We start from the raw sequence: 12,524 nt of genomic DNA on the forward strand, positions 1-12,524 counted from the left end.
TTTTTAGCTGTTACCATCAGTGATACCCGAATGCCCCTAACCCTCTTGCCAAATCTAGTCAGTCGGTGAATTGGCGCTAGAGGGCGGCATTAATATTGGCTATATGGCACACCTGGGCAGGAACGCTTTAGCTTTATTTGGCCGATGTTATCGCAAAGCGATGGGCATTTTTAAAACCGTTACGCTAGTAAATATTTGGATACAAATATGAATAATTAGTTGTTTCAAATGGACAGCCGTATTAAGCCCAGTGAGCCATTTATTGTGCTATCTAATAAAGGATTGCACGAATTAATCCATACCATAAGTGGCTATGAATAAAGCAGCTAATCGTTTGACAGAGCACGATAAAGCATCTCATTAATGTAGCGTTAGTTTACACGGTAACCATTCACCATTAACTATTAGCCATGGAAAAGCGCTCAACAGCATTCAGGGCTTTTTTCATGTCCATCCTATCACACCATCCTATCACACAATGAATTCGTAACATTTTCTGCATTTCATCCGACTTTTTATACAACTTAAGTTTAATAATTTAGCAAAATTTGATTTAAAAATTGCTATGGATTGCCCCATTACCTTTCATCGGTATAATTCATCATTTTGTCATATAACCTGACTACACTACCGTCACCGACGGACGATGGTTTATCGATTTTCTCAATAGGATGACGCAATTTGGGAAATTGAGATTAACCATCGTTTTTATTTTGCGTTAACGGCTGCTGTTAGAGTTTGTAAGCTTTTTTACTTGGGGCTAAGCGGTGCAATAGGTCATTTAATTAGCCAATCAATTTGCCAACAGATAAGTGACAATGATGAATTTTTCCAACCTTACCACACGTTTGCTATGCGTATTATTGCTCGTTTTTTTGGTGTTTTTGGCGATGGTGTATTGGATTATTGACCAACAAGCCAAGCCTAACGTCGCCAAACTGACCTCTCAGACTATCATTGAAACTGGCAATGAGGCGGTGAATGGTATTTTGTCGCGTGTGAGTCAAATTGATGGCATGGCAGTGACAGCGAGCCGTATGACCGGCAGTTTGCCCAAGAATGCCGATATCATCAACACCAGTGTTGGCAATTTAATGGCAAATATGGATAAAGGCATTGTCGGTGGTGGTGTATGGTACGACCCTTTGATGTACAAACCTAACGTCGATGAAGCCGCGTTTGTTTGGCAACGCGATATGCAAGGTGTCATGCAGTCTGCCAGCCAATATCAAACCATCAATCCTGGCTATCAAGCACCAGCCAAACTTACCGCAAATCGGGTAGCCGACCAAAAAACCCAACCACAGCTTGCCATGCCCTATTACCGTGACTGGTGGTATGTGCCTGCTGTGTATGCCAATCATGACCACTGTGTGTGGAGCCGTGCTTATATTCACCCGACCACCAAACAGCCCGTCATGACCTGTGCCAAGGCGATTTTTAATGCCCAAACCAATGGCTTTGAAGGTGTGGTGAGTTTTGATGTGCTGCTCGGGCGTATGCAGTCGATGGTCAAAGAATGGCAGCGCAAAACAGGGGGTTATGTGTTTTTGGTCGATATGAACAACAACTTTTTGACCTTCCCCAATGAAGCACAAGTCAAACAAGTGACTGCTACTAATCCGCAAGGCGAGATGATTGATGTCAATAGTTTTGCCAAGAAAAACCCTGATTTTGCCCCCATTGCCAAAAGCTTAGACAACATCAATGACAGCATCATCAAACAAGCGCAAAAAATAGACGGTGGTAAATTTGATTTTACCGCCAATACGCTAGTAAGTAGTACCAACCTACAAAAAATCTCTCCCTCAGAGGCACGCATCATTTCAGCCATGCTAATGACCCAAAACGCGCAAAATGAAAATCTCAACGCTACCCATTTTGTCGAAAAAGTCAGCTTAGACAACGATTTATTACTCAAAACCCCTTCCACAGCGTTTATTTTTGCCATGCCGATGACCAATTGGAAAATGGTCATCGTCAAACCCAATCAAGAGCTGATGTTATTTGCCAATCAGCTAGGTAAACAGCTGCAATGGTATATGCTATTGGGTTTCTTACCGGTACTGCTATTAAGTGGTTATGTTTTCCACCGTATTTTGGCGGTACCACTGCACCAAGTCGCTCGTAACGTCCGTGAAATCGGTCAGTTGATTGCACAAAAAAAATATCTGTCACTGCGTGAGCACAAACTGCCACCGGCAAACATTCAAGAAATTGGCGTGATTACTGACTCGATGAACCAGCTGGTTGATCGGGTGGTCGAGAACGAAGGCGCATTAGCAAAAGTCAATGAACGCTTAGAGCAGCAAGTGGCAGAGCGTACCGAAAACTTACACCAAGCATTAAAAGATTTAAAAGCCTCTCAAGTGCAGTTAGTACAATCAGAGAAAATGGCAACCATCGGTCAAATGGTCGCAGGTGTTGCCCATGAAGTGAACACGCCATTGGGCTATGTGGGTAGTAACTTAGAGTTGATTGATGAAAATATCGTACGTTATGACGAATTGATTGACCATGCTCAGCAGCTTAAACAACTGATGCAAGATTCGCCGGCTGATACAGCAACCATCAATCAAACGATTGAACAAACCATTGCTTGCAGTGATGAATTGGTCGCTGATGCGGTGAGTGACGATTTGCATGGATTGGTGGATGATGCCAAATTTGGGGTTAGCCAAATCTCAGAATTGGTCGTCAATTTACGTGATTTTTCTCGTATCGACCAAGCCAAAATCAAAGCCGTCGATATCAACGACTGTATCAAAAACTCCCTAGTCATTGCCCGTAACAATATCAAGCAGTTAGAGGTGATAACTGAGTTAAATGCTATCGAACCGGTTAGTTGTAACCCATCCCAGATTAACCAAGTGCTGCTAAACCTATTTAATAACGCAGCACAAGCGATGGGGCAAACTCAGCACCCTACATTACACATTACTAGCACAGAAGACGGCGCCAATGTGTATATCAGCGTGGCGGACAACGGTACTGGGATGAGCGCTGAAACCCAAGCCAAGATTTTTGAACCTTTCTTTACCACCAAAGCGGCAGGCGAAGGTACGGGATTGGGTCTTGCCATTTCGACCCAAATCATGCAGCAGCATAACGGCGATATTCATGTGCAATCAAAACTTGGCGAAGGAACGACATTTACCATTAGATTGCCCAAAACAGCGATTAGCAGCCAACAATCACCCAAGCTTTTAATCGCAGAAGAAAGCTAATGTTAATGTTAGATAACCGATGACGGATGGCTGACAGGTAATCTGCTCAGCCATACACGAGCCACGCTTGATTGTAGTCAATCTTAATTATAGTTAATTTAACCTACCTAAGTGACATGACCATGATAACGACCGTAACCAAACCCAAAATCGCCTTTATCGATGATGAAGACCGCATCCTACGCAGCCTAAAAATGCATTTTCGCGCCACCCATGAAGTGTTTACCACCACCGAGTCCGATGAGCTACTAAGCTATGTACAAAATAACGAGGTTCAAGTGGTGATTAGCGACCAACGCATGCCAAAAAAACTGGGTGTCGAAGTACTAAAAGAGGTCAAAGACGTATCACCCCATACTATCCGCATCTTGTTGACCGGCTATGCAGACTTAACTGCGGTAATTGATTCCATCAACGAAGGGGAGATTTTTCGCTATATCACCAAACCTTGGCAGACGGATGAACTTAAAAGTATCGTCAATCAAGCCACCCAAATCGCGCTGCAAACCAAAGATGTGTTCAAAGAAAATCTGCAGGTCGCTCAGCCAACCATCGCCAAACGCAAAGTGTTGGTGATCGATGACAGCGAGATGGTATATTTACAGATGCAGCAAAAATTCACCCAGTTTGAAACGCACTGGGCAAATTCATTAGAAAAAGCGATTGAGCTACTAGAAAATGACCGTTTTGGTGTGGCAATCACCGATGTGTCGTTGGGTGGCGAGAACATTTCACCCGTAATCTACGCGTTAAAACAAAGCTTTCCAGACTTAGCGGTATTGGTACTCACCTCACTCAACGATAGCCACACCTTAATCGACTTGATCAATAAAGGGCAAGTCTATCGCTACCTGCCGCGTCCCAGTAATTTATCATTATTAGAAATTAGTATTCAGCGCGCTTATGATTATCACCAAACGTTAGTCAATCAACCAAAATTACAAGCGCGACATGTCGTTGATGTCGTCACTGAAGTTGAAACGCGTAGTTTTGGTAATAAAGTCAAAAAATTCTTATCACGCTTTGGTATTGGTAAATCACGCTTTGCCTAGCTTAAAATCTAGTGCCTAAGATAACAGGTTCAAAGCGTCGCATTTGAGCCGTCTCAATCAATGAATGTTAGCCATAAAAAAACCGCCTAGAGTCACTACTTAGGCGGTTTTTTGAGCGATTTTTAGTAGCCGATGATTAAGCTGTTTGCTCGTACACTGGGTGTTTGGCGCAAATTGCTTGGACTTTTTCACGCACTTCGCCGATAACTTTTTCATCACCGCGGCTATCGAGCACATCACAAATCCAGCCAGCCAATTCTCTTACTTCCGCTTCACCAAATCCACGGGTAGTGACTGCGGGCGTACCAATACGCACCCCTGACGTCACAAACGGTGATTTAGGGTCATTTGGTACCGCGTTTTTGTTGACAGTGATGTGGGCATCGCCCAACCATTTATCCGCTTCTTTACCGGTGATTTCTTGTTTGATTAAGCTAATCAGCATTAAGTGGTTTTCCGTGCCACCCGAGACGATGTCATAACCACGTGACATGATGACGTCCGCCATGGCTTTAGCGTTTTTAACCACTTGTTGTTGGTAAGTTTTGAAATCATCACTTAACGCTTCTTTAAAACACACAGCTTTACCCGCAATCGCGTGCATTAATGGACCACCTTGGTTGCCAGGGAACACAGCAGAGTTGAGTTTTTTCTCAATCTCTGGGTTGGCTTTTGCCAGGATTAAGCCTGAACGTGGACCGCGTAGGGTTTTGTGGGTAGTGGTAGTAGTAACGTCAGCGATTTGCACAGGGCTTGGATAAACACCTGCGGCAACCAGGCCGGCTACGTGTGCCATATCGACCATCAAGTATGCGCCAACGCTGTCTGCGATGTCACGGAATTTTTGCCAATCAACCACTTGGCTATAAGCAGAAAAACCCGCGATAATCATTTTGGGTTGGTGCTCTTTGGCTAGGCGTTCGACTTCATCATAGTCGATGATGCCCGTTTCTTTGTTTAAGCCATATTGTACGGCTTTATAGTTGATACCAGAAAAGTTCACATGCGCGCCATGCGTCAAGTGACCGCCATCGGCAAGGCTCATGCCAAGTACCGTGTCACCCGCTTTTAATAAGGCTAAAAATACCGCGCTGTTGGCTTGGCTACCCGCGTGTGGCTGAACGTTGGCATAGTCTGCGCCAAACAATTCTTTGGCACGGTCAATCGCTAATTGCTCAACCACGTCAACATACTCACAGCCACCGTAATAACGTTTGCCTGGATAACCTTCGGCATATTTATTGGTCAATTGGCTACCTTGCGCTTCCATCACCGCTGGTGAACAGTAGTTTTCTGAAGCAATCAGTTCAATATGGTCTTCTTGACGTTTGGCTTCATTGTCCATCGCTTGGGCAAGTTCAGCGTCAAACTGGTGAATAGTGACATTTTTAAACATGGCAATTTCCTTTTAAGTGAGTCAAAAAATGGGCGGATAAAACCGAAAATATGGCTTAGTTTAGCATGGTTTGGTTTTTTTTAGTGAATAATCCAGCCATTTGACTGAATTTGTCCTATTACTTGTCTTCGGCTACTGACCTGACTGATATTGGTTTGAAAAACTCATTAATACAACGCGCCATCCAAAAAATTTTCATAAAAAAAGACAGTTACCCTAACTGTCTTTTTTTGGCTAACTATTTAAATACTAGCGCACAGCAACCAGTGGTTTTTGTACTTATCCTTCCCCTTTGTCAGTGCTGACATGAATCATGCCGTTTTCTTCTTCACCCATAAGGCTATTTTCAAACGCAGGCAAAAAGGTCTCACTAATCAAAAAATGCCTGCCTTGCCATCGGTAAAGGGTGGTGCGTCGCCAGCCTTGCGCTGTCACATCAATCCAGCGGTTGGTCATCGTGGCGCCATGCCGACGAAACAGTATATAGCCAATCGGTGTTGTGCCCAGATTCGCCAGTTTTCGCGCATTACCAATGAGGCTAGCAAACGGAAATACGGACCGCGCCGCCACCCACGCATCTTGATTAGGCTTGCCAAATAATAAGGCTTCGCGCACCCACGCCGATTGGCTCACCCCAAGCGGTAACTGCAGTTGGCGCTTTTCGCTCAAGGACAAGGTTTGCCGCCCTTCAAACGTTGGCTGTACGATGAGTTTATGCTGAGATAAGGCTTCAAATTTGGCGGTGAGCGACCCTGTTGACGTCAGCCAAGGGATAAGTTTCGGCGGTATCTGCTGTTTGTGTGCTGCGCTCAAATACGCGCCAGCCAGGTTTAGGTTTAGACCAACATTTATCATTATTTTTTCAAAAACTCATTATCGGGTATTGTGCCTTGCGCGGCAACGTCGCCAAAAAATTGGCTTTTATAGGTGTCATTAAAAGGTAATGCAGTCATCGCATCGGCTTGGTACGTCAATATAGCGTGCTGTTCGTCTTGGCAAAACTGGGCAATGGCAGGGGCAAACACCTTGTCGTAGACACGGTGTAGCGAATGGGTCAACACTGGATAAAAGCCGCGAATCAACTTGTGCTCCCCTTGGGTACCAGGGTCAAAGTAACGTAAGCCTTGCTTGATAGCAAATTCAATGCCTTGGTAATAACACAGTTCAAAATGTAAACAATCATAGTCTTCTAGGCAGCCCCAATAGCGACCATATAACGTGCTGGTAGCGGCATCGTCATCGAAAAAAAACAAACTACAAGCCACGATATCACCGTGCGCGTTATACGCTTGAGCGAGCATCAGCTTGTCTGCCATAGTCTGCCCAAGCTGCTTAAAAAATGCTAAATTTAAATACGGCTGCCGCCCTCTGACCAGATAGGTCATGGCATAGCATTGATAAAAAACTGCCCAATCCGCCTCGGTGATATCGTCACCGAGTTTAACCTGACAACTTAGATTTTGTTTGAGTACCTTTTGGCGTTCCACCTTAATTGACTTGCGTTTTTTGGCAGTTAATGTTGCCAAAAACTCATCAAAATTGGCGCATTTTTTATCCTGTAGATTGCGATTTTGCCATAAAAACTGACAGCTTAGCCGCTCGCAAAGATTGGGCACATTTTGCAACGCTTGGACATCTTTTGGGGAGACAAAAAGCCCGTGCCAAGTGGATGCTTGATAGCGGCTCGCCAATTCATCAATCGCTTGTAGTAAGGTCTGATACAGTGGCGCGGTTAATGACTTACCTTGTGCCACCCAAATTCGCTCGCCGGTGACGGGTGTAAAAGGCACGCTTGTCACCAATCTTGGATAATAATTTCTACCATAGCGCTCAAAGGCTTCTGCCCAGCTAAAATCAAACACATATTCACCTTGATGATGCTTTTTGATAAACACAGGCATCACAGCAATCAGTTGAGCACTGTCATCTACAATCTGCACATACTGCACCCACCAATCGCTGCGCTCACCAATCAGCTTTGCATCTATCAGCGCTTGCCAAAAATCAAAGTGCATAAAGGGCGTATCAGGCGTCTGCCACTGTGTCTGTAAGTGCCAGTCAAACTTAGTGGTAAATTGATAGTGATAGGACATATGTTAGTATTATTGTAGTTGTATGAACGGATTATTATACCTTGTTTTTAGCCAAAAATACGGGCTTATCCTTTTGCACAATTTGACACAATTTTGCAAAATATGTATGGCGTTGGGCGGTGTGGTTTATAACGGTGACTTTGTTGCAATAACCAAATTGCAATAGCCAAGATTAGCGTTTACACTGAACAACTTAGCAGCCAACTGCTTGATGCGGTTTAAGCTTTTTTTCACTCACTTGTCACCCTCTACCATGCCGACACTGATTTTATTTAACAAACCTTATGGCGTACTCAGCCAATTTCGCAGCGATGATAATAACAACTTTGCGACGCTCAGCGATTATTTTAGCGACAAAAGCCTACGCGTGGCGGGGCGATTAGATGCCACTTCCGAAGGATTGCTACTGCTAACCGCTGATGGACAAGTCAATAAAGCCTTGACCCATCCACCCAAAGCCAATGCAGGCAAACAACAAGGCAAAACCTACTGGATACAGGTGGAAGGCGATGCAAGCGATGCCCAGTTACAACAACTACAAACAGGGGTGCCACTCAAAGACGGTATCACCTTACCTGCCGAAGTTGTACGGCTAAGCGAAACACAAATTGCCGAGCATATTTGGCAAGCGCCGGACAAGATTGCCAAACGCAAAGTCACCACGTGGCTCGCCATTACTATTTTTGAAGGTAAAAATCGTCAAGTACGTCGCATGGCGGCCCATGTGGGACTGCCTTGTCTTCGGCTGATTCGCATGGCATCAAGTGGCTTTAGTTTGGGAAATTTAGAGGTTGGCGCATCCACACAAATACATTTATCACCTGCCGATTTAAAGCGACTGGGTGTCCAACCTTTATCCGCAGCAACCACAAAGCCACAATCGCGCAAAAAACCTCGCCTGTTAACGCCTAAATCGCCACAATCAAAGCACCCAACAAGCCGACACAGACAGCCCTGAGTGAACAGCCGTGAGCAGACAACCGTAAGGAAACCGCTATGAGAAAACAGCCATGATCGGTTACATCTATCGTTTTTTTCAAAGCCGCCCTCGTCTACTGTTAGGGTTTGCCACCATGGTGGTGGTGTATTTTGGGTTATCGACGCTGGTTGGCCTATTGCCCAAAGATTGGACGTTGGCGGTAGCCTATGATAAATTGAAGTTTGTGACGCAATTTTTGCTGGCTTGGAATATCGGACTTTGGGTGTATTTACTGGCTATTTTTCGGATGATGTATAAAGCCGATCAAAATGCAATTTTGGATAAAGCCCATGCTGAAGACGAAGGCACGATGTTAATGCTGATTTTGGTTTTTGTCACAGCCATTGTCAGTATGCTAGCGATTGTCGTAGAGTTGGGCGCGAGCAAGGACGCCAAAGGCGCTTTGATGCTGTTTCATATCGCGCTCACCGCCATGACGATTTTGACGGCCTGGCTGTTTATTCATACCATGTTTGCTATTCATTACACCCACGAGTATTTCTTGCTTAAAGAAGAAAAAAACGCAGAAATGCTAGATTTTCCTAACGATGATGACCCTGCCTACTGGGATTTTTTATATTTTTCCTACATCATTGGTACATCTGGTCAAACAGCGGATGTCGCCTTCAACACCCAGCAAAGTCGGATCATCGGTACCATCCATTGTGTGTTATCATTTTTCTTTAATACCGCAATTTTAGCCTCATTAATCAATATGTCAGCGGGTCTAATCGGTTAAATAAGTCTGCTAAATAAATCAGTCCAATAAGTCAGCTAAATGAGTCGGTCAATTCAAGTGAATACATCGTCAAAATCGCTTGCTGTATGAGGTATACTATCCTCGTTTTAACATAAAGTGATAGGACTGTCATATCCCACTACGCTAATATCTCGCTACTTTATAACTAGGAAATTGTATGATCGCACAATATTTGATGGTCGATAACGCCCTGCTCGAGCAACTGCAAAATGCCACTGATACAGCGCGAACGGCGTTACTTGAAAGTATGAGTGAGCAGCCTCAAGCGCAATTGGTAGATTTGGGCAAACTGTGGGACATTATCCATTTTGTGTTAACTAAACACAGTGCCACCCAACCTGTACCTGATGAGCCTGTTAGTGAGTTTGTGGTGGGTGTGGAAACCTTTAGTGACAGTGAAGACGCCGATTTCATTGCTTTTACCCCGTGGGCACATATTGTCGAAATCGTCGATGCACTAGAACAAATTAACTTTAAAAAACGCTTAGAAAAAGTCTCGATGAAGTCACTACGTGAGCAGGCTATTTTTCCACCCAATATTTGGCAAGACAAAAAGGAACACTTGGATAAAGAATTGCTGGCTTCATATAATGAGTTATTGGCGTTTTATAATGACGCCTTAGACCATGGCAATAATATTGTGGTGAGTATTTTATAACGTCGATATAGTCCTTTTTTCATTTTTTGAACCAAAAAAGCACCTTATAAAAGGTGCTTTTTTTATCAATTCACTGATGAACATATCATCTAGCTTGACTTAATTAGTTAACCGACTGATTAGTTAACTGACTGGGGTGCAAGAATAGTCATCTCTACACGGCGGTTTGGTTCATAGCTTGAGCCAAATTGTGTTGTCGCACCGCGACCAATAGCGCTGATACGGTTACCAGAGATGCCACGATTGACTAAGTAATTAGCGACTGCTGATGCACGGCGTTGTGATAACGCTTGGTTTCTATTTGCATCACCTTCCACTGAGGCATAACCATTTACTTGAATGTTAGTTTGGTTATAGTCACGTAGTGTGGTAGCTACTTTGTCTAACGTATTATAGAAGTTAGGTAGAATAGTAGAATCACCAACGCGGAAAGTTATCGCTTCTGGGATAGACAAGTTAATGTTATTAGTCACTGGGTCACGCGTTACCGTCACGCCAGAACCTGCGGTTTCTGCACGAAGTTTAGCTTCTTGTTGCTGCATGTAGTAACCCACGCCCGCACCTAGTACGCCACCGATTGCCGCATCACGACCGGTTCTTTCACCGCCCGTTGCCTTTGAGACACCCGCACCTGCGGCTGCCCCTAATAGACCACCAATAAGCGCTTTATTGTCGGTAATGCCTGTTGTTGTCGTACCAGTTGGCGTTGTTGCACAACCTGTTAAGATAACACCTGATGCTAAAGTAGCTGCTAATAATTTAGTACGCATGAGTAATCTCCTTTGAATTCCTCTAGTTATAATTACTTAGTTATAATTACTTAGTTATAATTGTCACGCACCAACTTGTTGTTTTTATCTCATTTGCCAGATAAACCTGACAACACTCAGTTGCTTTGTGATTGAGCTCATTATGCAATAAACTTTTTCTTTATATGTAATGATTTGTCTTAAGGATGTTGTAGGATGGCATAATTTGTTACAAAGTATTTTCAACTATTCCATTATTTATATTATTTATTTTTATATATTAAATAGCCTGTGATTTTTCAAACCCATGATAGATAACTAATCTTTGACTCAAAGTTTATTAAATAACCCATTAATTTTTAACAAAAATTTTTGTCAGTCAACTTCGCAGGCTGGGTGGCATACAATCAAAAACCCCACAAGATTTGTGCGTGCTAAGGTATAAAAAATTTATTAGTGAACATTTTTGACGTTTGCTAAACTAACACTTATTTTTACAATTAATGAAGCTAAGTGAATGAAACTAAGTGAATGAAGCTAAGTATTTTTTTCTTATATTTCATCCAAACAAGCGTTGTGGAAGCCAGATATGACAAATAATCATAGACCCTCATTGCTCAAAAATACCTTAAACAAACTGCGTAAAAAGTCACCACCCTTGGCGCAAAACGCCAGCTTAGCGGTGGCGGCAGGCACTATTACCGGCAATTCAGTGCTGTTTAGTCTACCGCTTTGGGCGATGGGCGCGGTAAAAACATTGACGGGTCATACATTGGCCGATAAATCCGTGTTAAAAATAGCCAATCACTGGATCAATACCAACAATCGCTTGATTGAAAATATCCTGCCCGATATTGATTTTCGCGTCAACCTGCCTGATGACTTGTCGGTCAATGGCAAATATATTTTGCTGAGCAATCACCAATCGTGGGTCGACACCACTGTCATTCAATATATCAGTGAAAACCGACTGCCATTAACGCGGTTTTTTGCCAAATACGAGCTACTGTATATCCCCATTGTGGGACAAGCCTTTTATTTTTTAGACTTTCCGATGATGAAACGCTACTCGAAAACAGCGATTGCTAAAAATCCAGCGCTAGAAGACCGCGATATCATCGAAGCCAAACGCGCTTGTCAAAACTTACTCGACAAACCTTTTACCCTACTTAACTTTATCGAAGGCACGCGGTTTACCCAAAAAAAACATGACTTTCAACAATCGCCGTATCAACATTTGCTAAAACCCAAAGCGGGCGGCATTGCACTTGCATTGGGTGCGTTGGGTGATGATCTAGACGCGGTGCTCGACATGACGATTGTGTATCCTGACGGTGTTCCTACCTATCAGGATTTATGGAAAGGTAATATCAAACGCATCGGGGTGGATATTCAAAAAATTGCATTACCAGATGATTTGCTACAGCGCCTCATGGATGGCAAATACCAGCAGGATGAACAAACCAAAATAGATATGTACCGTTGGCTTGATGGTTTGTGGCAGCAAAAAGACCAACGTATCCAAGCCATGCTCGATGATTTTATCCGTCATCCCTAGCGATCTCACTAGTTATATTGCTAATTAAAATCTAAGGCGAGTCATGCAAGGT

Annotated in this window: 10 protein-coding genes; 6 read left to right on the forward strand and 4 right to left on the reverse strand. The window is 43.5% G+C overall.

The window, feature by feature from the left end; genetic code table 11:
• The first annotated feature begins 821 nt into the window (after positions 1–821).
• Both RT034_RS06230 and RT034_RS06235 read left to right on the forward strand, forming a co-directional pair.
• Positions 822–3,227, forward strand: a complete 2,406-nt coding sequence (locus tag RT034_RS06230) for a sensor histidine kinase (RefSeq protein WP_313015073.1) — start codon at positions 822–824, stop codon at positions 3,225–3,227.
• A 122-nt stretch (positions 3,228–3,349) separates the two neighbouring features.
• On the forward strand, positions 3,350–4,279 hold the full coding sequence (locus RT034_RS06235) for a response regulator (RefSeq protein ID WP_313015078.1): 930 nt from the start codon (positions 3,350–3,352) through the stop codon (positions 4,277–4,279).
• Between the two features lie 136 nt (positions 4,280–4,415).
• On the opposite strand, the gene glyA is transcribed toward RT034_RS06235, so the two are convergent.
• The 3 genes from glyA to RT034_RS06250 all read right to left on the reverse strand — a co-directional run bounded on the left by glyA (position 4,416) and on the right by RT034_RS06250 (position 7,768).
• On the reverse strand, positions 4,416–5,675 hold the full coding sequence (gene glyA / locus RT034_RS06240; RefSeq protein ID WP_312383751.1) for a serine hydroxymethyltransferase: 1,260 nt from the start codon (positions 5,673–5,675) through the stop codon (positions 4,416–4,418).
• 279 nt (positions 5,676–5,954) lie between these two features.
• Complete coding sequence (locus tag RT034_RS06245; protein ID WP_313015083.1) at positions 5,955–6,530, reverse strand: chorismate--pyruvate lyase family protein; 576 nt, start codon at positions 6,528–6,530, stop codon at positions 5,955–5,957.
• A complete protein-coding gene (locus tag RT034_RS06250) occupies positions 6,530–7,768 on the reverse strand; it encodes a GNAT family N-acetyltransferase (protein ID WP_313015086.1) in 1,239 nt (412 codons plus the stop codon). The genes RT034_RS06245 and RT034_RS06250 overlap by 1 nt, the downstream gene beginning before the upstream one ends.
• Before the next feature lie 211 nt (positions 7,769–7,979).
• Between RT034_RS06250 and RT034_RS06255 the strand changes: the two genes are divergently transcribed.
• The 3 genes from RT034_RS06255 (at position 7,980) to RT034_RS06265 (ending at position 10,165) form a co-directional block, all read left to right on the forward strand.
• The gene (locus RT034_RS06255) at positions 7,980–8,726 is read left to right on the forward strand and encodes a pseudouridine synthase (RefSeq protein WP_312522373.1); all 747 of its coding nucleotides are present in this window, start codon (positions 7,980–7,982) and stop codon (positions 8,724–8,726) included.
• 52 nt (positions 8,727–8,778) lie between these two features.
• Positions 8,779–9,486: a DUF1345 domain-containing protein gene (locus RT034_RS06260; protein ID WP_313015090.1), complete on the forward strand. Its 708-nt coding sequence runs from the start codon at positions 8,779–8,781 to the stop codon at positions 9,484–9,486.
• Between the two features lie 178 nt (positions 9,487–9,664).
• Positions 9,665–10,165, forward strand: a complete 501-nt coding sequence (locus tag RT034_RS06265; RefSeq protein WP_096488434.1) for a YfbM family protein — start codon at positions 9,665–9,667, stop codon at positions 10,163–10,165.
• 119 nt (positions 10,166–10,284) lie between these two features.
• Here RT034_RS06265 and RT034_RS06270 read toward each other — a convergent pair whose 3' ends face one another.
• Positions 10,285–10,935 (reverse strand): OmpA family protein, encoded by a 651-nt coding sequence (locus RT034_RS06270; RefSeq protein WP_065254127.1) that lies wholly within the window; start codon positions 10,933–10,935, stop codon positions 10,285–10,287.
• A gap of 568 nt (positions 10,936–11,503) precedes the next feature.
• Here RT034_RS06270 and RT034_RS06275 point away from each other — a divergent pair.
• The gene (locus RT034_RS06275) at positions 11,504–12,472 is read left to right on the forward strand and encodes an acyltransferase (RefSeq protein ID WP_313015096.1); all 969 of its coding nucleotides are present in this window, start codon (positions 11,504–11,506) and stop codon (positions 12,470–12,472) included.
• Positions 12,473–12,524: the final 52 nt, after the last annotated feature.

It is taken from the genome of Moraxella sp. CTOTU48841 (assembly GCF_032061225.1).
Taxonomy (GTDB): Bacteria; Pseudomonadota; Gammaproteobacteria; order Pseudomonadales; family Moraxellaceae; genus Faucicola; species Faucicola cinerea.